A 25,353-nucleotide genomic window follows, 5' to 3' on the forward strand; every position below is an offset into this window, starting at 1 on the left:
ATGCCTCCTGCAGTCTGCGGCGCCCGGCCGTTCTGCCTCTTCCCCCTTCGTTCCGCGGCACCTGCCCGCCGCCCGCTCCATGTCTTTCTCCACCCTGCTTCCCCCGGAAGTCGCGCTCGACGAACGCGACGGCCGCTACCTGCGCAAGGCCATCGGCTGGTCGCATGCCGGCCGCCGCCGCGGTAACCGGCCCTTCGGCGCCGTCATCGTGTCCGAGGACAACCGCGTGCTGACCGAGGATTACTGCAACAGCGGCGAGACCGGCGACGTGACCGGCCATGCCGAGACCAATGCCATCCGCAAGCTCGCCGGCCTGGGCCTCGGCCGCGAGGTGCTGGCCAAGGCCACGATCTATTCCTCGGCCGAGCCGTGCGTGATGTGCGCGGGGGCGATCTTCTGGTCGGGCATCGGCCGCGTGGTGTTCGGCATCGATGCCGAGCGGCTGCGCGAGTTCCGTGGCGAGCGCTCGGACCAGCGCGACGCCGAGCTCTCCTGCCGCGACGTGTTCCGCGCCTCGCCGCATGCCATCGACTGCCTCGGCCCCGCCCTGATCGACGAGGCCGGTGCGGCGCACGTCGGGGCCTGGAAGGCCGCGTAGTCTGCACGGCTTTCTCCCGGACGCGTTCCGGCCGCCGCACTGCGATGCCGCGGCGCAGTCGTCGGCGGCAGGCCGTTTCTGTAGCCTGCGCTGCGAGGCCCGCGCTTTGCGCCTGCTTAGACTCCCCCGATGCCCTGGCACGCCCGACTCTCCATCGACTATGCCGCGCGCGACGGCCGCAGCGTGGCGCGTTTCCGCCATGACGGTCCGCTGCGCATCCTGCAGAGCCTCTACCCCGAAGGCGACACCATCTGCCACAACGTGCTGGTGCACCCACCCGGCGGCCTGGTGGGTGGCGACACGCTCGACATCCACGTGACGGCCGCTGCCGGCAGCCACGGCCTGGTCACCACGCCGGGCGCATCCCGCTTCTACCGCAGCGAAGGCGAACCCGCGGTGCAGCAGACGCACCTGCAGGTGCAGGCCGGGGCGCGGCTGGAATGGCTGCCGCTGGAAGCCCTGTGCTACAGCGGCTGCCAGGCCCACAACCGCCTGCGCCTGGATGTGGAACCGGGCGGCGAATTCATCGGCTGGGACGTGACGGCCCTCGGCCTGCCCCATGCAGGCCAGCCCTTCGTGGCGGGCAGCCTGCAGCAGCACCTGGAGGTGCCCGGTGTCTGGCTGGAGCGGGGACGCATCGAGGCCGGCGATGCCCCATTGCTCGACGGTGCGCTGGGCCTGGCCGGTCGGCGCTGCATTGCCTCGCTCTTCCATGTGAGCGGCACGCCCATCCCTCGCGAACGGCGCGAGGCCCTGCTGGAGATCGCCCGCACCCGCATCGACAGCCACGCCCTGGGCGAGACCGCCGGCGCCACCAGCCCACAGCCCTCGGTGATCGTCGTGCGGGTGCTCGCGCCGGTGGTCGAGCCGGCGATGCAGCTGCTGCGGGGCATCTGGACCGACTGGCGCCGCCAACTGTGGCGGCTGGACGGGGCGCCGCCGCGCATCTGGTCCACCTGAATCGGCGCATTGCCGGCATGGGCCCGGCATCGGTCGTGGCGCAGGGCTTCCGGCCCGTCTCGCAGGCTACGCAGGAAACGGCGCGGGCAGCGGCTCCGGCGAGGGCGACGGCGGCACAGGCACAGGCGGCGCGGGTTCCGTGCCGGGCGGGAAAGGTTCGGTCAACGGCGGCACCGGGGTGGGCGGCGGCGGATCGATGACGGGCACCGTCTCGCCCATTGCCAGTAGTGCGTCGTGCCCGCGCTTCATTGGCGATCCTCCTGTTGCTGGCGACGTTCGTCGCCCAGCTTTTCCATCATCTTCTCGCCCACCGGGTCCTTGCCGTCGAGGGGCACGGACTCTTCCTGGGTGACTTCCGGCTCGTCCTTGTAATGCGTGCCGGGCGAGGCCTTGTCCTGGCGGGGCGTCTCGCGCTGCGGCGACGAGGCGGGCGTCGCGCCTTGCGTGGCGACGTCCTGGGAGGGGTCTTGGGATTGGGTCATCACCGCGACGCTGCGGCCCGGCGCCCGGGTCCGTCTACGTCCATTCGCCACATCGCCTGTCAGCCATGGCCGACGCCTCCGCGTCCCGGGCCGCGCTAGCGTGGCCCGCAGATCGGAGCGCCATGACGACCCTTGCCACTTCTTCCTCTCCGTCGGCGCCTGCAGGCGCCGACATCCCCGCACGACTGGACCGACTGCCCTGGTCGCGCTGGCATTGGCGCGTGGTCATCGCGCTCGGCATCGCCTGGGTGCTCGACGGGCTGGAGGTGACGATGGTCGGCTCCATCGGCGGCGTGCTGGAGCGCGGCGACACCCTGGGCCTGACGGCCGCGCAGGTGGGCCTGGCCGGCTCGCTCTACGTGGCGGGGGCAGTGACCGGTGCGCTGGTCTTCGGCCGCATGACCGACCGGCTCGGCCGCAAGAAGCTGTTCATGCTCACCTTGGCCGTGTACGCGGCAGCGACCTTCGCCACCGCCTTCTCGCCCACCTTCGCGATCTTCGCGGTCTGCCGCTTCTTCACCGGCCTGGGCATCGGCGGCGAATATGCGGCGATCAACTCCGCCATCGACGAGCTGGTGCCGGCGCGGGTGCGGGGCCGGGTCAACCTGGCGATCAACGGCAGCTTCTGGCTTGGCGCCGCGCTGGGCGCGGGGCTGGCGCTGGTGGTGCTCGACCCGCGGGTGTTCGGTCCGGTGTGGGGCTGGCGGGTGGGCTTCGGGCTGGGTGCGTTGCTGGCCCTGGCCATCGTGCTGATCCGCCGCCATGTGCCCGAGAGTCCGCGCTGGCTGGCCGCGCACGGGCGGGCGGCGGAGGCCGAGCGGATCCTGGCCGACATCGAGGCCCAGGTGGCGCGGGAGCACGGGCCGCTGCCGCCGCCGGTCGTCCATGCGCCGGTGGGCCACCGGCCCAGCCCCAGCCTGCGCGAGGTGGCGCGCGTGCTGCTGGTGCACTACCGCCAGCGCAGCGCGGTCGCGCTGGGGCTGATGCTGTCGCAGGCCTTCTTCTACAACGCGATCTTCTTCACCTATGCGCTGGTGCTGACGCGCTTCCACGGCGTGGATGCGTCGCGGGTGGCGCTGTACATCTTTCCCTTCGCGCTGGGCAATGTGCTGGGGCCGCTGCTGCTGGGGCCGCTGTTCGACAGCGTGGGCCGGCGGCGGATGATCGCCCTCACCTATGCGGGCGCGGGCGTGGGCCTGGCGCTGACGGGTGTGGCCTTCATGGCGGGCTGGCTGGATGCCTTGACGCAGGCGCTGGCCTGGTCGGCGGTGTTCTTCCTGGCCTCGGCGGCGGCCAGTTCGGCCTACCTGACGGTAAGCGAGGTGTTTCCGCTGGAGATGCGGGCCATCGCGATTGCGCTGTTCTACGCGCTGGGCACGGGTGCGGGCGGCTTCGTGGCGCCCTGGCTTTTCGGGGCGTTGATCGAGACGGGCAGCCGCGGGGCGGTGGCCATCGGTTACGGCATCGGTGCGGCACTGGTCATCGCGGCGGGGCTGGCGGCGCTGCGCTGGGGCGTGGATGCGGAGCAGCGCGCGCTGGAGGAGATCGCGCCGCCGATGGAGGGGGCGCGGCGGGGGTCTTGAGCCGGTCGGGTGGGTGGAGCAGTCCGGGTGTACTGTTGCCAGTCGTAGGGGCGCTCTGAAGGCCTGGGTTCGCAGGTCGTCGGGGCGGTAACCCGGCAGAGGGCGCCGGCATGCGCGCTCCCGGTGCACGCTCGCGCTGACCGGCTTGTTGCGCGACACGGGTGCTCGCTTTCCACCGACGTGCTTGCCGCACTGCACGGCGCCGCGAATGGCACCTCCGCACGCACACCGGCACCCTCCGCCTCGACGCTGCGCGCGAGCCCTCCCGTTTTTAGGACCCTGGGTCTTTGACGCCGTTGGGTCTTCGGCGTCGTCGGGTCTTCGGGTGCTCTGGGCCCTTCGGGCGCTGGAGCTATGCCGGCCAGTCAATCCCAACCCGTTCGGGCTGAGCCTGTCGCAGCCCGCCCCTATAGGCAGCACGCAGGCGGCTCAAGCACCGCCGGGCATTTGCGCCGCGCGCCGCTCTGCCCTTCGACAGGCTCAGGGCGAACGGAGTGAGGACCAGGGCGGCCGAACCCAGCCGTTCGGGCGCAGCGTCGAGGTGGAGGATGACGGTGTGCGTGCGGAGGTGCCATTCGCGGCGCCGTGCAGTGCGGCAAGCACGTCGGTGGAAAGCGAGCACCCGCCGTGTGCACCAAGCCGGTCGGCGCGAGCGTGCACCGGGAGCGCGCATGCCGGCGTCCTCCGCCGGTTAGCACCCCCTGCCGGTGGTCATCCGATGAAGTTGGCACTTGGCAGGACAAGCAACAAGAGTCGTGGGCCAGCCAATGAGCAAGTCACCCTGGCCCAACCACCGAACACACGCAATCCCGGCTCACCATCCAACACGAAGCGCCCAGCAGAGGCCCCCGACAAGAACAACGAACTCAAGCCAGCCGCGCACCCCGCGACATGCGACGCCCATCCGCCACGGCCGCCGCGAACAGCGCCAGCCCCGCCAGCGCCAGCAGCGCGCCGACCCAACCCGTGGACGTCCACCCCAGGCCCGCGTCGATGGCCACGCCGCCCAGCCAGGCGCCCAGCGCGTTGGCCATGTTGAAGGCCGAATGGTTCAGCGCCGCGGCGAGGGTCTGGGCGTCGCCGGCCACGTCCATCAGCCGGATCTGCAGCGCCGGGCCGATGGCCACCAGCGTGCCGACCAGCAGGATGTTGATCGATGCCGCCACCGGATGGTGGGCCGTGACCGAGAAGGCCGCCAGCACCACCGCCGCATAGGCCAGGATGCCGCCGATGGTCGGCATCAGCGCCCGGTCGGCCAGGCGCGCGCCGACCAGGTTGCCCGCCACCATGCCGACACCGAACAGCGCCAGCACCAGCGGCACGCGGCCCACCGACAGGCCGGCCACCTCGGTCAGCGTGGGCTTGACGTAGCTGAACACGCAGAACATGCCGCCGAAGCCGATGGCCGCGATGCCCAGGGTGAACCACACCTGGCGCCGGCGCAACGCGCCCAGCTCGCGCATGGGGCTCGCCCCCTGCGCCGCCGCCATGTCGGGCACCCACAGGCGGATCATCAGCACCGCCGCGGCGGCGATGAGCCCGACGAAGACGAAGGCCGCGCGCCAGCCGAAATGCTGGCCCAGCCACGCCGCGATGGGCACGCCCACCAGCGTGGCGCCGGTCAGGCCCAGCATCACCAGCCCCACCGCACGCGCCCGCTGCCCGGGCGGTGCCAGCGCCGCCGCCACCAGCGCCGCGACGCCGAAATAGGTGCCGTGCGGCAGGCCGGTCAACAGGCGCAGGCCCAGCAGCGACAGGTAGTCCGGTGCGAGGGCGCTGGCGATGTTGCCGATGGCATAGAAGGCCATCAGCGCCATCAGCAGCACGCGACGGCGCCAGCCCGCGGCCAGCGCCGCCAGCACCGGCGCGCCCACCACCACGCCCAGCGCATAGGCGCTGATCGCGTGGCCGGCCTGCGGAATGCTGGTGCCGATGTCGCGCGCCACCTCGGGCAGCAGGCCCATGATCACGAACTCGCCCGTGCCGATGGAGAAACCGCCCAGACCCAGGGCGAGCACGGCGCGCAGCAGCGTGCGTTCGGATTGGGCGTCGGCGAGGGAAGCGGCGGAAGTCATGGGCAAGGCGCGGGACAGAACAGGGCGCAGGACGCCTGCCGGCATTGCCGATCGGCAAGTGGAACCGGCAGTCGGCCAAGGATGAGGGAAAACCCGGGAATCGCCGACCCTAACAGCGTCGGCGGGCACGGCGGCGACAGGGGGGCGAATCCGGGTCGGCAGGCGGGGTCTTCCTGTGCGGCGGGTGCGGACGGCGGCAGAGCATTGTCGGGCGCCACCCGCCGCCGGATGCCGCCATTCGCCGCGCGCGGTCCGGCCGCGCGGCGACGGCGGACCCCAGCGGCATCAGCCCGCCACCGTGTGCACGCCCGGCGAGCCGTGCTCGACCACGAAGCGCGCCAGCCGGCTCACGCCGGAATCGGCACGCCGGATGTCGTCCACCGCGCGGAACTCGATGCGCGCCTCGGCCGGCGCCAGCGTGGCCAGCGCATAGCCGCGCACATCGCCACGGCCCCAGCGCAGCTGCGGGTTGTTGGCCTGCAGCGCCGCCACCGTCGCCATCGACAGGCCCTGCGAGCTGATCGAGCCGCCCACGAACTCGGTGGCCAGCGGTGCGGCATCGCCGGGGCGCTGCAGGTCGGCGGCCCAGAAGCAGTGCACGTCACCGCTGAGCACCAGCGCGTTGCGCTCGGCGCGCGCCGCCAGCGCGCCGTACAGGCGCTCGCGGTTGGCGGCGTAGCCGTCCCAGCCGTCGACCCAGTAGCCGCGCTCCTCGCCACGGCTGCGCGGGGCGGTGGCCATCAGCGTCGGCTGCGCGATCAGCGTCCAGCGGCCCTGGGCGCGCGCCAGGCCCTGGTAGAGCCAGGCCTCCTGCTCGGCGCCCAGGTAGCTTCGGCTGGCGGCGCTGCGCTCGTCGCAGTCGACGAAGCCCTTGTTGCCGGTCACCGGCACGCAGGGATGGGCCGAGCGGTACTGGCGGCCGTCGAGCACGAAGAGTTCGGCCATGCCGCCCATCTGCCAGCGGCCGTGGATGCGGGCCTGCACGCCCTGCGGGCGCATCCAGGCCGGCACCGGCATGTGCTCGTACCAGGCCTGGTAGGCGGCCGCGCGCAGGGCCATGAACTGCGCCGGATCGGGCGTCTGCGGCGAGCGGTCGTTGGCATAGTCGTTCTGCACCTCGTGGTCGTCCCAGGTGACGAACCAGGGGAAGGCCGCATGCGCCGCCTGCAGGTCGGCGTCGCCCTTGTACAGGGCGTAGCGGTTGCGGTAGCCGGCCAGGTCCTGCGGCAGGCCGGCTTCGTGGCGGCGCACGTGGTGGCGGCCCCAGGAGGACTCGTAGATGTAGTCGCCCAGATGCACCACCGCATCCAGGTCCTGCGTGGCCATGTCGCGGTAGGCGCTGTAGAAGCCCTGCTCGTACTGCTGACAGGAGCCGAAGGCCAGCCGCAGCGGCTGCGCGTCCTGCAGCGCCCGCGCGGTGCGGGTGCGGCCGACGGGGCTGCGCATGCCCTGCGCCGTGAAGCGGTACCAGTAGTCGCGGCCGGGGGCCAGGCCCGCGACCTCGACGTGCACCGAGTGCGCCAGGTCGGCCACCGCGATGGCCCTTCCGCGGGCGACGATGCGGGCGAAGCGGTCGTCCTCGGCCAGCTCCCAGTCCACCGGCACCGGCGCCTCGTCCATGCCGCCGCCCGCCAGCGGCTCGGGGGCAAGGCGGGTCCACAGCACCACGCCCTCGGCCGTGGGGCAGCCGGAGGCCACGCCCAGCGTGAAGAGCGGCCGGCTGTCGCCGCCCTGGGCATGCAATCGGAGGAAGGGGGCGGCAAGCGCCGCGCCCGCCGCGCCTTGCAGCAGGCGACGGCGGGAGAGCTGCGACAGGAGTCGGACGGAAGACGGCATGGCCCGATCATGCTCGCTGCGCCTTGCCGCCAGCTGTCCTTGCCGGCGCACCCCTGGCAGGGGCCGCCGCCCCGGGCAAGCGCGGAACGATGGAGGCCCCACCCCCGCGGGATGCTGCGCTCAGTGTCCGGACGCGCCCGATGCGCCGAGCCCGGTCTCCGACCGCACCTGCTGCGCAGGGAAGGCCGCGCGTTCGGCCGCGGCCTGGCGGCTTCGGTCGAGCAGGCTGAACAGCCAGATGCCCGCGAAGCCGATGGCCATGGAGAACAGCGCCGGCGAGGTGTAGGGGAACAGCGCCGAGCCCTTGGGATAGCCCAGCGTCGCCTCCCACACCGAGGGCGAGACGATGGTCAGCCCCACCGAGGCGGCCAGGCCCAGCGTGCCGCCGACCACCGCGCCGCGCGTGGTGCAGTCCTTCCACAGCACGCTCATGAACAGCACCGGAAAGTTCGCCGAGGCCGCGATGGCGAAGGCCAGCGACACCATGAAGGCGATGTTCTGCTTCTCGAAGGCGATGCCCAGCAGCACCGCGATGATGCCCAGCGCCACGGTGGTGATGCGCGAGACGCGCAGCTCGTCGCGCGGCTCGGCGCGGCCCTGTTTGATCAGCGTGGCATAGAGATCGTGCGACACCGCCGAGGCGCCCGACAGCGTCAGGCCTGCCACCACCGCCAGGATGGTCGCGAAGGCCACCGCCGAGATGAAGCCGTAGAACACATTGCCGCCCACCGCCTTGGCCACCAGCACGGCCGCCATGTTGGTCGCGCCCGCACCGCCGTGGATGACGCCCGTGGCCACGTTGGCGAACTCCGGGTTGGTCAGCACCAGCGTGATGGCGCCGAAGCCGATGATGAAGATCAGCAGGTAGAAGTAGCCGATCCACACCGTGGCCCAGCCCACCGACTTGCGGGCCTCCTTGGCGTCGGGCACGGTGAAGAAGCGCATCAGGATGTGCGGCAGCCCGGCCGTGCCGAACATCAGCGCCATGCCGAAGCTGATGGCCGAGATCGGGTCCTTGACGAAGCCGCCCGGGCCCATGATGGCCAGCCCGATGCTGCGTGCCTCTTCCGGCGACTTGCCGGCATTGGCGGCAATCTGCGTGCGCACCTCCACCGACTTGGCGAACAGCGCCTCGGGGCTGAAGTGGAAGGCCGCCAGCACCATCACCGCCATGAAGGTCACGCCGGCCAGCAGCATCACGGCCTTGATGATCTGCACCCAGGTGGTGGCCGTCATGCCGCCGAAGAGCACGTAGACCATCATCAGCGCGCCCACGATCACCACCGCCACCCAGTAGTCCAGGCCGAACAGCAGCTTGATGAGCTGGCCCGCGCCCACCATCTGGGCGATCAGGTAGAAGGCCACCACCACCAGCGTGCCGCTGGCCGCAAAGGCGCGGATGGGGCCGGGCCGGAAGCGGTAGCCGGCCACGTCGGCGAAGGTGAACTTGCCCAGGTTGCGCAGCCGCTCGGCCATCAGGAAGGTGAGCACCGGCCAGCCCACGAGGAAGCCGATGGAGTAGATCAGTCCGTCGTAGCCGGTGGCCATGACGGCGGCGGAGATGCCCAGAAAGGAGGCCGCCGACATGTAGTCGCCCGCGATGGCCAGGCCGTTCTGGAAGCCGGTGATGCCACCGCCCGCGGTGTAGAAGTCGGCCGCCGAGCGCGTGCGCTTGGCGGCCCACTTGGTGATGTAGAGCGTGCCCGCCACGAACACCATGAACATGCCGATGGCGATCCAGTTGGTGGGCTGCTTGGCCACCTGGCCGACGTCGCCGCCTGCGGCGTGGGCCAGGCCGGCCAGCATGAGCAGCGCGGCCGGCGCCAGGCGGGCCGCCGTGGAACGGAAGGAGAGACGCGTCATTGGCCGGCCTCCTTCAGGATCTCGGCCGTGAGCCGGTCGAACTCGCCATTGGCGCGGCGGATGTAGGCCAGCGTGATGACGATGGTGAAGACGATCACGCCCAGGCCGATGGGAATGCCCAGCGTGGTCACGCCCTGGCCGATGGGCCGCGCGAGGAAGGGCTTGTCGAAGGCGATCAGCGCGACATAGCCGTAGTAGACGAGCAGCATGATCGCGGTGAGCCAGCCGCCCAGGCGGTTGCGGCGCCGCCGCAGCTCAAGGTATTTGGGATGGGAGCGGATGCGCTCCGCGACCGGGTCTTTCATGGGGTTGTCTCCTGGCATCTGGAATGAGCCTGTGCTGCATTCTTCGATGCCGGTCCCGGCGCGCGGACCCGGCGCAATCATTCGTCACATTGCAATCCAAGTCGCGCAATGAGGCTTGCGCGAGGCTGACGCATGGAGCGCCCCCACGCTCCGCCGCTTCGCGGGTCGCTGCCCCCCGAGGGGGCGCGTTTTCGCCTTGGGGCGGCCCGGCGGCGAAAACCTGCCCCTACGCTCGGGTGCTAGTCCCACTCCACGTTGGCCGCGAACAGGTAGCCCGCGCCGTAGACCGTCTTGATGACCTGCGGCGCCTCGGTGTCGGCCTCGATCTTCTTGCGCAGGCGCGAGATGCGCACGTCGATGCTGCGGTCGGTGGGCAGCAGGTCGCGGGTGCCCAGCAGCTGCTCGCGCGTCAGGATCTGGTGCGGCCGCTCCATGAAGCTGCGCAGCACCTGCGCCTCGGCCGTGCCCAGCAGGTGCTCGGTGCCGTCCGGCGCAGTGAGCACGTGTGAGGCCCAGTCGATGCACCAGCCGTTGAAGCGCGCCCGGCGACGCTGGGTGGCCGCAGCAGCGCCCGCCTGGCCGCGGCGGCGCAGGATGCTGCGCACACGCGCCACCAGCTCGCGCGCCTCGAAGGGCTTGGTCACGTAGTCGTCGCCACCCAGCTCCAGGCCCATCACGCGGTCGGCGGGGTGGCCGCGGCCGGTGAGGATCAACACGCCGGCGCTGCTGGCCGCCGAGATGCGTCGCATCAGGTCCAGCCCGTCCATGTCGGGCAGGCCGAGGTCGATGATGCACAGGTCGGGCTTTTCCACCTGCAGCCGGCGCAGTGCCGCCGCCCCGCTGGCGAAGACTTCGCAGGCGAAGCCGAAGTCCTGCAGCGTGGCGCGCACGATGCGCGCGACCTCGGGCTCGTCCTCGATCACATAGATCAGGTCGGACGCGCCGCCCTCGTCGTGGGCGCCGGGGCTGCGCGCACCCGGTGCTGGGGGTATGCCGTGGCGTGGCGTATTCATGGTGGTCGTCTCCCTTCCTCGATGGCCCGCGCGAGTTGCTCGGCGGTGAATGGCTTGGTGATCACGGGCACGCCCGCCGGACGGGCGATGGCCTCGGGCGCGTGGCCACTCATCAGCACCACGGACGGTGCCGGCGCGCCGTCCGACGCCGGCAAGGCGCAGGCGGCGGTGGCCACGGCAGCGCCGTCGACCGGGCCGTGCATCTGCACGTCCGACAGCACCAGCGCCAGGCCGGGCATGTGGGCCAGCAGCTGCAGCGCCTCGGCGCCGCTCTCGGCCTCCAACACCGAGTAGCCCAGCTCCAGCAGGCTGCGTCGGATCACGCGGCGCACCTGCGCGTCGTCGTCGGCCAGCAGCGCCAGGCCCTGCGAGGCCGGCGCTGCGGCCTGGCCCGGGGGCAGTTCGTCGGCTGCGGTCGGGGGTGCCTCCGCCGCGGGCAGCCACAGCGTGACGGTGGTGCCCTGCCCCGGCGCGCTGCGCAGGTCGATGGCACCGCCCGACTGGCGGATGAAGCCGTAGACGACGGCCATGCCGAGGCCCGTGCCGCTGCCCGGCGGCTTGGTGGTGAAGAAGGGCTCGAACACGCGGGCGAGCGTGTCGGCGTCCATGCCGCAGCCATCGTCCTGCACCTCGATGCACACGCAGTCGCCGGCCGACATCTGCAGCGGCGCCGCCCGGGCGGCGTCGAGCCGGGCAGCGCGCGCCCGCAGCACGATGCGGCCCAGCGGCCCGGTGGCGTCGCGCGCGTTCAGGATCAGGTTGACCAGCGCCTGCTCGAGCAGCGTAGCGTCGATCCAAGTCCACAGCGCCGAAGGGCCGGCGTCCACCTCCAGCGCCAGCGTGTCGGGCAGCGCGCGGCGCACGAGGCGCGCCACCGTCTCGATGAGCGCGCCCACATGCACCGAGGCCGCCTGCAGCGGCTGCCGGCGCGCGAAGCTCAGCAGCGCCCGCACCAGCTCGGCACCGCGGCGGGCCGCGTCCAGCGCCGGCTGGGCGAACTCGCGCGTGGTCTCGTCGGCGGCGCCGCGGCGCAGCAGCGCATCGAGGTTGCCGATCACCACCGTGAGGATGTTGTTGAAGTCGTGCGCCAGGCCGCCGGTGAGGTGGCCGAGCGATTCCAGCTTCTGCGCCCGCGCCACCAGCTCCTGGGCGCGGCGCTGCTCGGTGATGTCGAAGGTGAGCTCGAAGCAGCCCGCCACGCGGCCGTCGGCGGCGCGCTCGGGCGCGAGCGAGGTGCGCACCGTGCGGATCTGGCCGTCCTGCGTGCACAGGTCGTAGGCAAAGCTCTGTGGTTCGCCCGCCAGTGCGCGCATGACATGCGGGCGCACATGCGCATAGACCGCCTCGCCCAGGAAGCGCCGCGCACTCACGCCCTCGGGCCGAGCGGTGTCGACCCCGAACCAGTCCGCGTAGCCGCGGTTGAGGTAGCGGTAGACGCGCCCGGCGTCGAAGTACGCCACCAGCGCCGGGATGGAGTCCATCACCAGCCGCACGCGCTGCTCGCTGCGTTGCAGTTCTGTGGTTCGCGCGGTGACGCGGCTTTCCAGCTCGGCGTTCTGGCGACGGATGGTGGCCTCCGCGCGGTGGCGCTCGGTGACGTCGGAATACAGGGTGACGAAGCCCAGGCCCGGCACGGGCTGGCCGCGGATGCGCAGCACGCGGCCATCGGGTCGGACCCGCTCGACGTCGTGCGGCTCGAAGCGCCGCGCCAGCGCCATGCGCGCCTCCACCAGCTGTTCGGGGTCGCCCGGGCCGTAGTCGCCGCGGCGGGCGTTGAATTCCATGAAGTCGCGGAACGGGGCACCCATCCACACCAACGCGGGCGGAAAGTCCAGCAGCCGCAGGTAGGCCTTGTTCCAGGCCACCAGGCGCAGCTCGGCATCGAAGATGGAGATGCCGTCGTCCAGCATGTCCAGGCCGGTCTGCAGCGTGACGTAGCGCTGCAGGGGCGCCGGGCCGCCGCCGTCTTCGGCTGCAGCAGGGCTGCAAACATTCGTCATATTCGGCGGCGTCTCCTGCAATCTTCGGGGTTCATCCTTGCGGCGGCGGAGTCTGCTGCATGTGGCTGACCCCAAGCCAACAAATGACCGCCGTCGAACGATGGCACGACTGCGCAGGAGACAAGCTTGACGCACATCAATCCCTACGACCTGGGCCTGGACCGCAATGCGGCCAATTTCGTGGCGCTGACGCCGCTGTCCTTCCTGGCGCGGGCGGCGCATGTGTTTCCGCAGCGCACCGCGCTCATCTATGGCGAGCTGCGGCAGAGCTGGGCCACCACCTACGAGCGCTGCCGGCGCCTGGCCAGCGCCCTGGCCCAGCGCGGCGTGGGCCCTGGCGACACGGTGGCCTGCATGCTGCCCAACGTGCCGGCCATGTACGAGGCCCACTTCGGCGTGCCCATGACGGGCGCCGTGCTCAACACGCTCAACACCCGGCTCGACGCGCAGGCCATCGCCTTCATGCTCCAGCATGGCGAGGCCAAGGTGCTGCTCGTGGACCGCGAGTACGCCGGCGTGGTGGCGCAGGCGCTGAGCGCCCTGGGCGCGCACCGGCCGCTGGTGATCGAGGTGGAGGACGAGACGGCACCGCCCGGCGCCCGGCTGGGCGAGATCGGCTACGAGGCCCTGCTCGCCTTCGGCGACCCCGCCTTCGACTGGCAGCCGCCTTCCGACGAATGGAACGCCATCGCCCTCAACTACACGAGCGGCACCACCGGCAATCCCAAGGGCGTGGTCACCCACCACCGCGGCGCCTACCTCAACGCCGCCAGCAACGCCCTGGCCTGGAACCTGCCTCAGGGCGCGGTCTACCTGTGGACCCTGCCGATGTTTCACTGCAACGGCTGGTGCTTTCCATGGACCACGGCGCTGATGGCCTGCACCAGCGTGTGCCTGCGGCGCGTCGATCCCGCGGTGATCTACGGGCTGATCCGCGAGCACCGCATCACGCACCTGTGCGGCGCGCCCATCGTCTACAGCCTGCTCATTGCCGCGCCCGCCGCGCTGCGCGCGGGCATCGACCATCCTGTACAGGGCCTGGTGGCCGGGGCAGCGCCACCGGCCGCCGTGATTGAGGGCTGCGAGGCCGCGGGCATCGCCATCACCCATGTCTACGGCCTGACCGAGGTCTACGGCCCGTCCGCCGTGTGCGCGCAGAAGCCCGAGTGGGCGCAGCTGCCGCCGGTCGAGCGTGCGCGGCTCAACGGCCGCCAGGGCGTGCCCTATCCGCTGCAGGAGGCGGTGACGGTGCTCGACCCCGCCACGCTGCAGTCGGTGCCGGCCGACGGCGAGACGGTGGGCGAGATCTTCTTCCGCGGCAATGCGGTGATGAAGGGCTACCTCAAGAACCCGCGTGCCACCGAGGAGGCCTTTGCCGGCGGCTGGTTCCATACCGGCGACCTGGGCGTGCTGCACCCCGACGGCTACGTGAAGATCACCGACCGCAGCAAGGACGTGATCATCTCGGGCGGCGAGAACATCTCGTCCATCGAAGTGGAGGACGCGCTGCACCACCACCCCGCCGTGCTGACCGCCGCCGTGGTGGCCATGCCCGATGCCAAGTGGGGCGAGGTGCCCTGCGCCTTCGTCGAGCTCAAGCCCGGCATGGTGGTGGACGAGGCCGCCCTGCTGGACTTCTGCCGGCCGCTGCTGGCCCGCTTCAAGATGCCCAAGCGGATCGTCTTCGGCGAGCTGCCCAAGACCTCCACCGGCAAGACCCAGAAGTTCGTGCTGCGCGAGCGGGTGCACTCCGCCCGCGCCATCGAGTGACGACCCCTTTCCCTTCACGGAGACGACCATGAGCGACACCGCCGCCCTCTATCCCCCGCCCCTCGTCCTGGCCGCGAAGGCCAATGTCTCCGGCCGCGCCGCCTACGACCGCCTGGTGGCCGAGGCCGAGGCCGACCCCGAGGGTTACTGGGGCCGTCTGGCCCGCGAGTACGTGGGCTGGAAGACGCCCTTCACCCGCGTGCTGGACGACAGCCGCGCGCCCTTCTTCGAATGGTTCAACGACGGCACCCTCAACGCCAGCTGGAACTGCCTGGAGCGCAACATCGAGCGCGGCCTGGGCGCCAAGACGGCGCTGATCTTCGAGGCCGACGACGGTGCCGTCACGCACGTCAGCTACCGCCAGCTGCTGGTGCGGGTCAACCGCATCGCCAACGCGCTGCGCGCCCTGGGCGTGAAGAAGGGCGACCGCGTCGTCATCTACATGGCCATGTCCATCGACGGCGTGGCGGCCATGCAGGCCTGTGCGCGCATCGGCGCCATCCACTCAGTGGTGTTCGGCGGCTTCTCGGCCCATGCCCTGCGCGACCGCATTGCCGACACCGGCGCCTGCCTGGTCATCACGGCCGACCAGCAGGTGCGCGGCGGCAAGCAGCTGCCGCTCAAAGCCATCGTGGACGAGGCGCTGGCCCAGGGTGGCTGCGCCAGCGTGCGGCATGTGGTGGTGGCGCGGCGCACCGGCGCGGCCGTGCCCTTCCAGGCGCCACGCGATCTGTGGCTGGACGAGCTGGTCGACGGCCAGAGCGAGCACTGCGAGCCCGAATGGGTGGAGGCGGAGCATCCGCTCTTCCTGCTCTACACCTCGGGCTCCACGGGCACGCCCAAGGGCGTGCAGCACGCCACCGGCGGCTACCTGCTGCATGCGGCCCTGACCTGCCACTGGACCTTCGACATGAAGGCCGACGACATCTTCTGGTGCACCGCCGACATCGGCTGGGTGACGGGCCACACCTACATCGCCTACGGGCCGCTGATGCTGGGTGCGACGCAGATCGTGTTCGAGGGCGTGCCGACGTACCCCGACGCCGGCCGCTTCTGGCAGATGATCGAGGCGCACCGCGCGACGATCTTCTACACGGCGCCGACAGCCATCCGCTCGCTCATCAAGGCGGCCGAGGCCAACGAGGCGGTGCACCCGGCCCGCTACGACCTGTCGAGCCTGCGCATCCTCGGCTCGGTGGGCGAGCCGATCAACCCCGCGGCCTGGACCTGGTACCACCAGCATGTGGGCGGCGGGCGCTGTCCCATCGTCGACACCTTCTGGCAGACGGAGACGGGCGGCCACATGATCACGCCGCTGCCGGGCGCCACCGATCTGGTGCCGGGCTCGTGCACCCTGCCCTTCCCGGGCATCGCGGCGGCGGTGGTGGACGAGACGGGCAACGAGCTGCCCTGGGGCCAGGGCGGCATCCTGGTGGTCAAGCGGCCCTGGCCGTCCATGATCCGCACGATCTGGGGCAATCCGGAGCGCTTCCGCAAGGGCTACTTTCCGGAAGAATTCCAGGGCCGCTACTACCTGGCGGGCGATGGCGCGATCCGCGATGCGAAGACGGGCTACTTCACCATCACGGGCCGCATCGACGATGTGCTGAACGTGTCGGGGCACCGCATGGGCACGATGGAGATCGAGTCGGCGCTGGTGGCCAAGACCGACTTGGTGGCCGAGGCCGCGGTGGTGGGCCGCCCGGACGACACGACGGGCGAGGCGATCTGCGCCTTCGTGGTGCTCAAGCGGCCCCGCCCGACGGGCGAGGAGGCGAAGGCCCTGGCCAACGAGTTGCGCAACTGGGTGGCCAAGGAGATCGGGCCGATCGCCAAGCCCAAGGACATCCGTTTCGGCGACAACCTGCCCAAGACGCGCAGCGGCAAGATCATGCGCCGCCTGCTGCGCAGCATCGCCAAGGGCGAGGCCATTACCCAGGACACGTCGACGCTGGAGAACCCGGCGATCCTGGAGCAGCTGGCGCAGACGAACTGAGCGGAGCTGGTCAGGCCCGTCGTTCCGGCTGCATGGGTTGCACTGGTTGCATGGGTTGCACTGGTCGCACTGGTCGCACTGGTCGCACCGGTCGCACCGGTCGCACCGGTCGCACCGGTCGCACGAGTGTCCAGAACGGTAACCCGGCAGAGGACGTCGGCATGCGCGCTCCCGGTGCACGCTCGCGCTGACCGACTTGCCTCACCACACGGGTGCTCGCTCTCCACCAACGTGCTTGCCGCACTGCACGGCGCCGCGAATGGCACCTCCGCACGCACACCGCCATCCTCCGCCTCGACGTTGCGCACAAGCCCATCCCCTTCGCGCTTGGGGTCACGCGGCTGACGCCGCTGGTGAACTGCCGCCCCCCCGGGCAGGTCCGACGGCAACTCCTCTGTGCCGCGCCCATGTTGCATCGCCCGTATCGCACGCATCGGGCGCATCGGGCGCATCGGGCGCATCGGGCGCACCGTATGCATCGCATCGCATCGCATCGCATTGCCAGGATGCTTGCCCGGCACATCCGTATCGTTCGCTTCGCGGCACACGCGCGCCGCTTTTTGCGCGTCACGGGTCGCATCACCGGCGTCCGATGATCGCAACGGCATCGGCGCCTCGGCAGTTCATGCGCTGCGTCTCCATTGGCGTCGGTACCGAATTCCGGCGGCTCAGGCGCAATGTCGAGGCGGAGGATGGCGGTGTGCGTGCGGAGGTGCCATTCGCGGCGCCGTGCAGTGCGGCGAGCACGTCGGTGGAGAGCGAGCACCCGTGTGGTGAGGCAAGTCGGTGAGCGCGAGCGTGCACCGGGAGCGCGCATGCCGACGTCCTCTGCCGGGTTACCGTTCCGAACACCCGCGCGACCGGTGCGACCGGTGCGGCCCACGTAAACAGCGTGACCCGCACAACCCAAGTGACCCGTGCGACCCAAGTGACCCGCGCAAACTGTGCAACCCGGACGCACGCACACAGCCGCCCGGCGCAACACTCAGCGCCGGGCCGGCACCACCGACGCCAACTGCTCGCGCAACCACCGATGCGCCGCATCCTGCTGGTGCCGCAGATGCCACACCATGTACATCGGCAACGGCGGACAGGCGACCGGCACCGCCACGCTGGCAAATTCGCGCATCAGGCCTTCGCCTAACAACCCCGGCACCGTCGCCAGCAATGACGTGCCGCGCAGGAAGGCCGGCAGGCCCGCGAAACCCGGCACCGTGACCACGAATCGGCGCTCGATGCCGCGCGCCGCCAGCGCCTCGTCCAGCGCCATGCGCCGCTGCGGCGGGTAGACCACCGTCGCATGGTCCGCGGCCAGCCACTCTCGGCGCGTGGCCGGCGCCTCGCGCACGGCCGGGTCGTAAAAGACGCGCCAGCGGTCCTCGAACAAGCGCTTCTGCACGATGTCGCTGCCCTCGGGCGGGCGCGGGCTGACCACCAGCTGGCACTGGCCGCTGCGCAGCATCTCGGCCGTGGGAACGTCCGAGGGCAGTACCCGCAGCACCAGCCCCGGCGCCTGCGCCCGCAGCCGCGCGGCCAGCGGCACCAGCAGCACCTCGCGCTGGAAATCGTTGGCGGCGATGGTGAGCACGCCGCGCCAGGCGGCGGGATCGAAGCTGGCATGCCGCGCGAAGGCCTGCAGTTGGGCCAGCAGCTCGCGCGCCTGCGGCGCCAGCGCCTGCGCGTGGGCCGTCGGTACGATCCCGCGGCCCGACTTCACGAACAGCGGGTCGCCCGTGATGGCGCGCAGCTTGTCGAGCAGGTGGCTCACCGCCGACTGGGTGACACCCAGTCGCTGCGCCGCGCCGGTGATGGAGCCCGTCTCCACCACCGCCACCAGCAGGCGCAGCAGCCGCGCGTCCAGATCGGACCAATCGAAATCGCTCATGCGATCCATGATGATCCATCGGTTTATCTTTGGCAACGGCGGGCGAATACTGGCGGCCTTCCATCACCACGGGATCGACGAGGAGACCGCATGACCACCTCTGCGCCAGCAACGCCCATCGAGGGCACCACCCTGTTCGACGGCGATCAGGCCCGCAAGGGCTACGCGCTCAACAAGATGTGCTTCTCCTTCAACGAAGAGGCCAATCGCCAGGCCTTCCTGGCCGACGAGGAGGGCTACATGCGCCGCTATGGCCTCAATGCCGAGCAGGCCGCGGCCATCCGCGCGCGCAACGTGTTGCAGCTGATCGCTGCGGGCGGCAATGCCTACTACCTGGCCAAGTTCGCGGGCATCTTCAAGCTGGACATGCAGGACATCGGTGCCCAGCAGACCGGCCTCTCCAAGGACGAATTCAAGGCCAGGCTCGTCGCGGCCAACTTACAGTAACCCGGACCCGGAGACACACCATGGCCAAGATCATCGGCGGCATCGGCACCTCGCACATTCCCGCCATCGGCAACGCGATCCACAAGGGCCTGCAGGCCGAGCCCTACTGGAAGCCCTTCTTCGACGGCTATCCGCCCGTGCACGACTGGCTGGCGACGGTCCGGCCCGACGTGGTGGTCATGTTCTACAACGACCACGGGCTCAACTTCTTCCTCGACAAGATGCCCACCTTCGCCGTCGGCGCGGCGTCGCAGTACGCCTCGGCCGACGAGGGCTGGGGCATTCCGACACAGCCGCCGGTCGGCGGCGAGCCCGCGCTGTCGTGGCAGCTCATCAACACGCTGGTCGAGCGCGACTTCGACATCGTCAGCTGCCAGGAGATGCTGGTCGACCATGCCTGCACCCTGCCGCTCAAGCTGCTGTGGCCCAGCGGCGACTGGCCGGTGACCATCGTGCCGGTGTGCATCAACACGGTGCAGTTCCCGCTGCCCAAGGCCAGCCGCGTCTATGCGCTGGGCAAGGCCGTCGGCGAGGCGGTGGCGGCCTGGGGCGAGGACCGGCGCGTGCTCTTCGTCGCCTCGGGCGGGCTGTCGCACCAGCTCGACGGCACGCGCGCCGGCCACATCAACAAGCGCTTCGACCTGCAGTTCATGGACAGCCTGCTCACCAACCCGGAATGGGCCACGCAGTTCTCGGTGCACGAGATCGTCGAGAAGGCCGGCACCCAGGGCGTGGAACTGCTCATGTGGCTGGCCATGCGCGGGGCACTCACCGCCGCAGGCCCGTCGGCGCGCAAGGTGCACGCCAACTACCACCTGCCGATCTCGAACACCGCGACGGCGCTGCTGGCGCTGGAGACGGCCTGAGGCGCGCGGCGCCGCCCTCGGCCCGCGACAAACCAGGCGCCCCATGAGCAAAGGCCTGCGGGCAGTCGCCTCGCAGGCCTTTTCGATGGGGGCTGACCCCGCTAACTTGATTACTTGCTGGCGGTGCGGTGCAGCTCGGACTCCGGCACCGTCTTGAGTTCGCCCGGCAGCGAGGCGATGTACTGAGCCAGCTGCTTGAGCTCGGCGTTGCTGTAGGGCTTGACCTGGGTGCTCATCACCGCGTTGGAGCGGCCGACCATCGGGTGGCTGGTCTTGTAGGCCTTGAGCGCCACGAAGAGGTAATCGCCGTACTGGCCGGCCAGCTTGGGCACCGTGGCGTCGTTGGGGGTGTTGAAGTTGGCGCCGTGGCACTTGGTGCAGCTGTTGTCGGCGTTGCGGGCGATCAGGGCCTGGACCTTGTCGCTGGGCGCCTTGGCGGTGGCCGGCGGGGCAGCGCCGTCGTTCATGCCGAGGGCCGAGTAATAGGCGGCCAGGTCGGCGATGTCCTGCTCGGTGAGCGTGTCGGCGATGGCCCGCATGGTGGGATGCTTGCGGTCACCGCCCTTGTAGGCGGTGAGCGCCGCGGTGATGTAGCCGGCGCTCTGGCCCGCGATCTTGGGCACCTTGTGCACTTCGGGGAAGCTGGCCTGGTAGCCCACGATGCCGTGGCAGCCCACGCACATGGCCACCTTCCTGGCGCCGTTGTCGGCATTGCCCGTCACCTTTTGCGCAGAGGCCACGCTGGTCACGCAAGCGACAGCAAGGGCAAACATCGTGGTCAACAGCTTGTTCATTTTGCGCGCAAAATCTCGTGAGGACTTGGGGGATCGGCGGGCGATTATAGGAAGCCGACCCTTGCGCCGACCCGCTGGAAAGCCCTGATCGCACGTGCATCGGGCGCACCTTTCTCCCGCTTTTCCCCACTGCAAGCCATCCATGAAATTCAAGGGTTCCGACAACTACGTCGCCACGCAGGACCTGATGCTGGCGGTCAACGCCTCCATCACCCTCAAGCGCCCGCTGCTGGTCAAGGGCGAGCCGGGCACCGGCAAGACCATGCTGGCCGAGGAAGTCGCCAGCGCGCTGGGCCTGCCGCTGCTGCAGTGGCACATCAAGTCCACCACCAAGGCGCAGCAGGGCCTGTACGAGTACGACGCCGTCAGCCGCCTGCGCGATTCGCAGCTGGGCGACGAGCGGGTCAAGGACATCCACAACTACATCGTCAAGGGCGTGCTGTGGCAGGCCTTCACGGCCGACGAGCCGGTGGCGCTGCTGATCGACGAGATCGACAAGGCCGACATCGAATTCCCCAACGACCTGCTGCGCGAGCTGGACCGCATGGAGTTCTACTGCTACGAGACGCGTGAACTGGTCAAGGCCAAGCACCGGCCGGTGGTGTTCATCACCTCCAACAACGAGAAGGAGCTGCCCGACGCCTTCCTGCGCCGCTGCTTCTTCCACTACATCAAGTTCCCCGATGCCGAGACCATGCGCCGCATCGTCGAGGTGCACTTCCCCGACCTCAAGCAGGAGCTGCTGGCCGCGGCGATGAAGACCTTCTACGACGTGCGCGGCCTGCCCGGCCTCAAGAAGAAGCCGTCGACCTCGGAGCTGCTGGACTGGCTCAAGCTGCTGGTGGCCGAGGACATCCCGCTGCAGGCCCTGCAGAGCAAGGACGAGAAGGTCGCCGTGCCGCCGCTGGTGGGCGCGCTGCTCAAGAACGAGCAGGACGTGACGCTGTTCGAGAAGCTGGTCTTCATGCAGCGCAACAACCGGTGAGCCGCAGGCGCGCGCCTTCCTAAGTTCTCCGACCTTTCCCACCGTCCCTCTTTGCCGTTTCGCCCATGGCCGTCGTCGAACCCGTTGAACTGAGCGAACGCGGCGTGCGCCTGGTGCCGCTCACCTCGCAGCACGAGGCCGGCCTGGCGGCGGCCGCCGCCGACGGCGCGCTGTGGAACATCCGCGTCACCTCGGTGCCGGAGCCGGAGAACACCGCCACCTACATCGCCCAGGCGCTGAAGATGCGCGAGGACGGCAATCGCCTCGCCTTCGCTGTGCTCGACGAGGCCAGCGGCACGGTGCTGGGCACCACCAGCTACCACGACATCGTGCCCGCCATCCGCCGGGTGGAGATCGGCTACACGTGGTACGCGCAGCGCGTGCAGCGCACGCATGTCAACACCACCTGCAAGCTGATGCTGCTGCGCCACGCCTTCGAGACGCTGCAGTGCCACGTGGTGGGCTGGCGCACCGACAACTTCAACTTCGCCAGCCAGCGCGCCATCGAGCGCCTGGGCGCGAAGAAGGACGGCGTGATCCGCGGCCACGCCCTGCGCCGCGACGGCACCATCCGCGACACCGTGATGTACAGCCTGCGCTCCGGCGAGTGGCCGGAGGTGAAGGCGCAGCTGCTGTATCTGCTGGACAAGCCGCGCGATTGATCGTGCAAGGACATCTCCCATGCTGATCGACTTCTTCTACACCCTGCGCGCGGCCAAGCTGCCCGTGTCGGTCAAGGAATACCTCACGCTGCTGGAGGCCCTGCAGGCCGACGTGGTGGGGCCGAACTCGGACGATGCCTTCGGCATGGACGACTTCTACTACCTCAGCCGCACCGCGCTGGTGAAGGACGAGAAGCACTACGACAAGTTCGACCGCGCCTTCGCCGCCTACTTCAAGGGCGTGGAGATGCTCACCGACTTCACCAAGGAAGTGCCGCTCGACTGGCTGCGCCAGGTGCTGGAGAAGGAGCTCACGCCCGAGCAGAAGGCCGCCATCGAGAAGATGGGCTGGGACGAGCTGATGGAGACGCTCAAGAAACGCCTGGAGGAGCAGAAGGAGCGCCACGAGGGCGGCAGCAAGTGGATCGGCACCGGCGGGACCTCGCCCTTCGGCCACGGCGGCTACAACCCGCAGGGCATCCGCATCGGCGGCGCCGGCAAGAACAAGAGCGCCGTCAAGGTCTGGGAGCAGCGCGCCTACAAGGACTACGACGACACCCAGGAGCTGGGCACGCGCAACATCAAGATGGCGCTGCGCCGGCTGCGCCGCTTCGCGCGCGAGGGCCACGAGGACGAGCTGGACCTGGACCAGACCATCAGCCGCACCGCCGCCAATGCCGGCTACCTCGACATCAAGATGCGGCCCGAGCGCCACAACAACGTCAAGGTGCTGCTGCTGATGGACGTGGGCGGCACCATGGACGAGCACGTTGCACGCGTGGAAGAGCTGTTCTCGGCCGTCAAGACCGAGTTCAAGCACCTGGAGTTCTACTACTTCCACAATTGCGTCTACGACTTCATGTGGAAGAACAACCGGCGCCGCTTCTCGGAGAAGTTCGCGACCTGGGACATCATCCGCAAGTACAACAAGGACTACAAGCTGGTGTTCGTGGGCGACGCGACCATGAGCCCCTACGAGATCCTGCAGCCCGGCGGCAGCGTGGAATACAACAACGAGGAGCCCGGCGCCGAATGGCTGCAGCGGCTGACGCATGCCTTCCCCAAGTTCGCCTGGATCAACCCCGAGCCGCAGGGCGTGTGGCAATACCGCCAGAGCATCTCGGTGATCCAGCAGCTGATGTCGCAGCGCATGTTCCCGCTCACGCTCAAGGGGCTGGAAGACGCGATGCGGCTGCTGTCGAAGTAGCACAAGGCAGCAGGCTCTGCATCGGCAAGCCCCCGCAGGACGGGCGGCATTCCGACAAGCCGGCCCGGGGCCCGATGCCAGAATGGCGCCCCATGCCCAGGGTGGATTCCCGTCGACCGACGCCGGCACGCGCGCCGGCGTTTCTTTTTGTGCTGCTGCTCCTCGGCGCCTTGCTGCTGCAGGGCTGCAGCCTGCTGCCCGGCCGCCATAAGGACGACAAGGCGGGGGCCGACGACGCGCCGTCGGCCCTCACGAGCAACGGAGCAGACGCCGCGGGCGGACGGCACGGCTTCAACGTGCGCGTCGAAGGCCCGGACGAAGCCCGCGAGCTGCTGGAGCAGCACCTGGAGCTGCAGCGCTACCGCCGCCTGGACGACCTGCAACTGGCCGAGATCTCCCGCCTGATGGTGGCCGCCGACGCCAATGCCCGCGAGCTGCTGGGCACGCTGGGCTACTTCACGCCCACGCTCAAGATGGAACTGGTGGACCTGCCGGCCGACGCCGCCGTGCCCTACGAGGTCCGCATCCGGGTCGATCCGGGCCCGCGCACCAAGGTGACGGCCGCCCAGGTGGACTTCGCCGGCCCCATCGCCACCGCCACCGACGAGAAGACCGCCGCCCAGCGCAAAGCCATCCGCGACGGCTGGACGCTGTCGGCCGGCCAGGACTTCACCCAGTCGGCCTGGGACGGCGCCAAGAACACCGGCCTGCGCAAGCTGGTCGCGCAGCGCTTTCCCACCGGCAGCATCTCGCTGAGCCGCGCCGACGTCGACGCCGATGCCGGCACCGCCCGGCTGTCGGTCACCTACCAGTCGGGCCCGGCCTACCGCTTCGGGCCGCTGGAGGTGCGCGGCGCCGAGCGCTACAGCGTGGACGGCGCGCGGCGCATCGCCCGCGTGCCCTCCGGCCAGCCCTACGACCAGCAGGAGCTGCTCGACGCCCAGGCCCGCATGGCCAGCAGCGGCTACTACGACTCGGTCTTCCTCACGCTCGACACCGATGCCGACCCGCAGGCCGCCACCGTCGTCGCGCAGGTGCGCGAGGCCAAGCTGCAGAAGATCGTGCTGGGGGCGGGCTTCACCTCCGACTCCGGGCCGCGGCTGTCGGCCGACCACATCCACAACCGCATGCCGCTGCTGGACTGGCGCGCGGTGACCAAGCTCTCGGTGGACCGCAATACCCGTTCGCTCAACACCGAATGGAGTGCGATCCCGGGCGACGACGGCTGGCGCTGGATTACCTCCGGCGAGCTCAAGCAGGACCTGTCGGGCGACTACGAGGTCGACAGCGGCCGGGCCCGCTTCGGCCGCAGCAAGTCCGACCCCAAGATCGACCGCGCCTACTACCTGCAGTACGACTACGCGCTCAACCGCGGCGTGGGCGCGCCGCCTTCGGCCTCGGCTCTGAGCGCCAACTGGTCGTGGACGGGCCGCTACTTCGACGATGCGGGCGCGCCGCGACGCGGCTGGGGCCTGGGCCTGGAGCTGGGTGCCGGCTACACCCTGAGCGGCGCCCAGCGGCCGTTCACCCGCGCCGACGTGCGCTCGCTCTACATCCTGCCGCTGGGCCGCGTGGCCGAGGGCGACACGCCCGGCCTGGCACGGCAATCGCGGCTGGCGCTGCGGGCGCAGGTCGGCGCCGTGACGGCCACGGACGATGCGCAGATCCCCTCCACCCTGCTCTTCCTGACCGGCGGCGACACCAGTGTGCGCGGCTATGCCTACCGCTCCATCGGCACCACCAATGCCAGCGGCGCCACGGTGGCGGGCCGCTACCTGGCCGTGCTCAGCGCCGAATGGCAGAAGCCGCTGGTCTTCGACAACAAGGTCTCGGCCTGGGAAAGCGTGGTCTTCGTCGATGCCGGCAGCGTGGCCGACCAGGTGAGCCAGCTCAACAAGCCGCAGGTGGGCGTGGGCGTGGGCGCCCGCTGGCGCAGCCCCGTGGGGCCGGTGCAGGCCGATCTGGGCTATGGCGTGGAGACGCGCAAGTTCCGGCTGCACCTGCGCCTGGGTTTCAGCTTCTGACG

General features: G+C 70.3%; 20 protein-coding genes. 11 read left to right on the plus strand and 9 right to left on the minus strand.

What is annotated here, in order from left to right; genetic code table 11:
- The first annotated feature begins 79 nt into the window (after window positions 1-79).
- Both ABIC63_RS01930 and ABIC63_RS01935 read left to right on the plus strand, forming a co-directional pair.
- Window positions 80-598: a nucleoside deaminase gene (locus ABIC63_RS01930; RefSeq protein WP_354318468.1), complete on the plus strand. Its 519-nt coding sequence runs from the start codon at window positions 80-82 to the stop codon at window positions 596-598.
- Window positions 599-727: 129 nt separating this feature from the next.
- Window positions 728-1,558 carry an urease accessory protein UreD gene (locus ABIC63_RS01935; protein WP_354318469.1) on the plus strand — a complete coding sequence of 277 codons (831 nt, stop codon included), beginning with the start codon at window positions 728-730 and terminating at the stop codon, window positions 1,556-1,558.
- Between the two features lie 245 nt (window positions 1,559-1,803).
- Here ABIC63_RS01935 and ABIC63_RS01940 read toward each other — a convergent pair whose 3' ends face one another.
- Entirely contained in the window at window positions 1,804-2,040 is a 237-nt protein-coding gene (locus ABIC63_RS01940; protein ID WP_294366798.1) for a hypothetical protein, read from the minus strand.
- Window positions 2,041-2,162: 122 nt separating this feature from the next.
- On the opposite strand from ABIC63_RS01940, the gene ABIC63_RS01945 reads away from it, so the two are divergent.
- On the plus strand, window positions 2,163-3,623 hold the full coding sequence (locus tag ABIC63_RS01945) for an MFS transporter (protein WP_354318470.1): 1,461 nt from the start codon (window positions 2,163-2,165) through the stop codon (window positions 3,621-3,623).
- 866 nt (window positions 3,624-4,489) lie between these two features.
- Here the strand turns inward: ABIC63_RS01945 and ABIC63_RS01950 are convergent.
- The 6 genes from ABIC63_RS01950 to ABIC63_RS01975 form a co-directional block, all read right to left on the minus strand.
- Window positions 4,490-5,698 (minus strand): MFS transporter, encoded by a 1,209-nt coding sequence (locus tag ABIC63_RS01950; protein ID WP_052383685.1) that lies wholly within the window; start codon window positions 5,696-5,698, stop codon window positions 4,490-4,492.
- 285 nt (window positions 5,699-5,983) lie between these two features.
- Window positions 5,984-7,534, minus strand: a complete 1,551-nt coding sequence (locus ABIC63_RS01955; RefSeq protein WP_354318471.1) for an alkaline phosphatase D family protein — start codon at window positions 7,532-7,534, stop codon at window positions 5,984-5,986.
- Between the two features lie 120 nt (window positions 7,535-7,654).
- Window positions 7,655-9,397 carry a cation acetate symporter gene (locus ABIC63_RS01960; RefSeq protein WP_502935833.1) on the minus strand — a complete coding sequence of 581 codons (1,743 nt, stop codon included), beginning with the start codon at window positions 9,395-9,397 and terminating at the stop codon, window positions 7,655-7,657.
- Window positions 9,394-9,702, minus strand: a complete 309-nt coding sequence (locus ABIC63_RS01965) for a DUF485 domain-containing protein (RefSeq protein WP_017760087.1) — start codon at window positions 9,700-9,702, stop codon at window positions 9,394-9,396. Before ABIC63_RS01965 ends, ABIC63_RS01960 begins: the two co-directional genes overlap by 4 nt.
- 239 nt (window positions 9,703-9,941) lie before the next feature.
- On the minus strand, window positions 9,942-10,715 hold the full coding sequence (locus ABIC63_RS01970) for a response regulator transcription factor (protein ID WP_294378926.1): 774 nt from the start codon (window positions 10,713-10,715) through the stop codon (window positions 9,942-9,944).
- Window positions 10,712-12,715, minus strand: a complete 2,004-nt coding sequence (locus ABIC63_RS01975) for a hybrid sensor histidine kinase/response regulator (protein ID WP_354318472.1) — start codon at window positions 12,713-12,715, stop codon at window positions 10,712-10,714. Before ABIC63_RS01975 ends, ABIC63_RS01970 begins: the two co-directional genes overlap by 4 nt.
- A gap of 126 nt (window positions 12,716-12,841) precedes the next feature.
- Here ABIC63_RS01975 and ABIC63_RS01980 point away from each other — a divergent pair, with 126 nt between their 5' ends.
- Together ABIC63_RS01980 and acs are read left to right on the plus strand one after the other, a co-directional pair.
- Window positions 12,842-14,485 carry an acyl-CoA synthetase gene (locus ABIC63_RS01980; RefSeq protein ID WP_354318473.1) on the plus strand — a complete coding sequence of 548 codons (1,644 nt, stop codon included), beginning with the start codon at window positions 12,842-12,844 and terminating at the stop codon, window positions 14,483-14,485.
- A 28-nt stretch (window positions 14,486-14,513) separates the two neighbouring features.
- Window positions 14,514-16,481 carry an acetate--CoA ligase gene (gene acs, locus ABIC63_RS01985; protein ID WP_354318474.1) on the plus strand — a complete coding sequence of 656 codons (1,968 nt, stop codon included), beginning with the start codon at window positions 14,514-14,516 and terminating at the stop codon, window positions 16,479-16,481.
- 985 nt (window positions 16,482-17,466) lie between these two features.
- Here the strand turns inward: acs and ABIC63_RS01990 are convergent.
- Entirely contained in the window at window positions 17,467-18,375 is a 909-nt protein-coding gene (locus ABIC63_RS01990) for a LysR family transcriptional regulator (RefSeq protein ID WP_502935834.1), read from the minus strand.
- Window positions 18,376-18,456: 81 nt separating this feature from the next.
- On the opposite strand from ABIC63_RS01990, the gene ABIC63_RS01995 reads away from it, so the two are divergent.
- Window positions 18,457-18,813 carry a protocatechuate 4,5-dioxygenase subunit alpha gene (locus ABIC63_RS01995; protein WP_354318476.1) on the plus strand — a complete coding sequence of 119 codons (357 nt, stop codon included), beginning with the start codon at window positions 18,457-18,459 and terminating at the stop codon, window positions 18,811-18,813.
- A 20-nt stretch (window positions 18,814-18,833) separates the two neighbouring features.
- Window positions 18,834-19,679: a class III extradiol dioxygenase family protein gene (locus tag ABIC63_RS02000; protein ID WP_354318477.1), complete on the plus strand. Its 846-nt coding sequence runs from the start codon at window positions 18,834-18,836 to the stop codon at window positions 19,677-19,679.
- Window positions 19,680-19,789: 110 nt separating this feature from the next.
- On the opposite strand, the gene ABIC63_RS02005 is transcribed toward ABIC63_RS02000, so the two are convergent.
- Window positions 19,790-20,473: a c-type cytochrome gene (locus tag ABIC63_RS02005; protein WP_354318478.1), complete on the minus strand. Its 684-nt coding sequence runs from the start codon at window positions 20,471-20,473 to the stop codon at window positions 19,790-19,792.
- Window positions 20,474-20,615: 142 nt separating this feature from the next.
- Between ABIC63_RS02005 and ABIC63_RS02010 the strand changes: the two genes are divergently transcribed.
- From ABIC63_RS02010 to ABIC63_RS02025, 4 genes are all read left to right on the plus strand, one after another.
- The gene (locus tag ABIC63_RS02010) at window positions 20,616-21,458 is read left to right on the plus strand and encodes an AAA family ATPase (protein ID WP_295524575.1); all 843 of its coding nucleotides are present in this window, start codon (window positions 20,616-20,618) and stop codon (window positions 21,456-21,458) included.
- A gap of 65 nt (window positions 21,459-21,523) precedes the next feature.
- On the plus strand, window positions 21,524-22,120 hold the full coding sequence (locus tag ABIC63_RS02015; protein WP_354318479.1) for a GNAT family N-acetyltransferase: 597 nt from the start codon (window positions 21,524-21,526) through the stop codon (window positions 22,118-22,120).
- Between the two features lie 19 nt (window positions 22,121-22,139).
- A complete protein-coding gene (locus ABIC63_RS02020; protein WP_354318480.1) occupies window positions 22,140-23,327 on the plus strand; it encodes a vWA domain-containing protein in 1,188 nt (395 codons plus the stop codon).
- A 92-nt stretch (window positions 23,328-23,419) separates the two neighbouring features.
- The gene (locus tag ABIC63_RS02025) at window positions 23,420-25,351 is read left to right on the plus strand and encodes an autotransporter assembly complex protein TamA (protein ID WP_354318481.1); all 1,932 of its coding nucleotides are present in this window, start codon (window positions 23,420-23,422) and stop codon (window positions 25,349-25,351) included.
- Window positions 25,352-25,353 lie beyond the last annotated feature (2 nt).

Origin of the sequence: Pseudacidovorax sp. 1753 (assembly GCF_040544975.1) — a bacterium.
In the GTDB taxonomy this organism is placed as follows: domain Bacteria; phylum Pseudomonadota; class Gammaproteobacteria; order Burkholderiales; family Burkholderiaceae_C; genus Xenophilus.

Coding starts and splice junctions, on each gene's coding strand:
- ABIC63_RS01930 (WP_354318468.1), top strand. CDS start 80: ATGTCTTTCTCCACCCTGCTTCCCCCGGAAGTCGCGCTCGACGAACGC.
- ABIC63_RS01935 (WP_354318469.1), top strand. CDS start 728: ATGCCCTGGCACGCCCGACTCTCCATCGACTATGCCGCGCGCGACGGC.
- ABIC63_RS01940 (WP_294366798.1), bottom strand. CDS start 2,040: ATGACCCAATCCCAAGACCCCTCCCAGGACGTCGCCACGCAAGGCGCG.
- ABIC63_RS01945 (WP_354318470.1), top strand. CDS start 2,163: ATGACGACCCTTGCCACTTCTTCCTCTCCGTCGGCGCCTGCAGGCGCC.
- ABIC63_RS01950 (WP_052383685.1), bottom strand. CDS start 5,698: ATGACTTCCGCCGCTTCCCTCGCCGACGCCCAATCCGAACGCACGCTG.
- ABIC63_RS01955 (WP_354318471.1), bottom strand. CDS start 7,534: ATGCCGTCTTCCGTCCGACTCCTGTCGCAGCTCTCCCGCCGTCGCCTG.
- ABIC63_RS01960 (WP_502935833.1), bottom strand. CDS start 9,397: ATGACGCGTCTCTCCTTCCGTTCCACGGCGGCCCGCCTGGCGCCGGCC.
- ABIC63_RS01965 (WP_017760087.1), bottom strand. CDS start 9,702: ATGAAAGACCCGGTCGCGGAGCGCATCCGCTCCCATCCCAAATACCTT.
- ABIC63_RS01970 (WP_294378926.1), bottom strand. CDS start 10,715: ATGAATACGCCACGCCACGGCATACCCCCAGCACCGGGTGCGCGCAGC.
- ABIC63_RS01975 (WP_354318472.1), bottom strand. CDS start 12,715: ATGACGAATGTTTGCAGCCCTGCTGCAGCCGAAGACGGCGGCGGCCCG.
- acs (WP_354318474.1), top strand. CDS start 14,514: ATGAGCGACACCGCCGCCCTCTATCCCCCGCCCCTCGTCCTGGCCGCG.
- ABIC63_RS01990 (WP_502935834.1), bottom strand. CDS start 18,375: ATGGATCGCATGAGCGATTTCGATTGGTCCGATCTGGACGCGCGGCTG.
- ABIC63_RS01995 (WP_354318476.1), top strand. CDS start 18,457: ATGACCACCTCTGCGCCAGCAACGCCCATCGAGGGCACCACCCTGTTC.
- ABIC63_RS02000 (WP_354318477.1), top strand. CDS start 18,834: ATGGCCAAGATCATCGGCGGCATCGGCACCTCGCACATTCCCGCCATC.
- ABIC63_RS02005 (WP_354318478.1), bottom strand. CDS start 20,473: ATGAACAAGCTGTTGACCACGATGTTTGCCCTTGCTGTCGCTTGCGTG.
- ABIC63_RS02010 (WP_295524575.1), top strand. CDS start 20,616: ATGAAATTCAAGGGTTCCGACAACTACGTCGCCACGCAGGACCTGATG.
- ABIC63_RS02015 (WP_354318479.1), top strand. CDS start 21,524: ATGGCCGTCGTCGAACCCGTTGAACTGAGCGAACGCGGCGTGCGCCTG.
- ABIC63_RS02020 (WP_354318480.1), top strand. CDS start 22,140: ATGCTGATCGACTTCTTCTACACCCTGCGCGCGGCCAAGCTGCCCGTG.
- ABIC63_RS02025 (WP_354318481.1), top strand. CDS start 23,420: ATGCCCAGGGTGGATTCCCGTCGACCGACGCCGGCACGCGCGCCGGCG.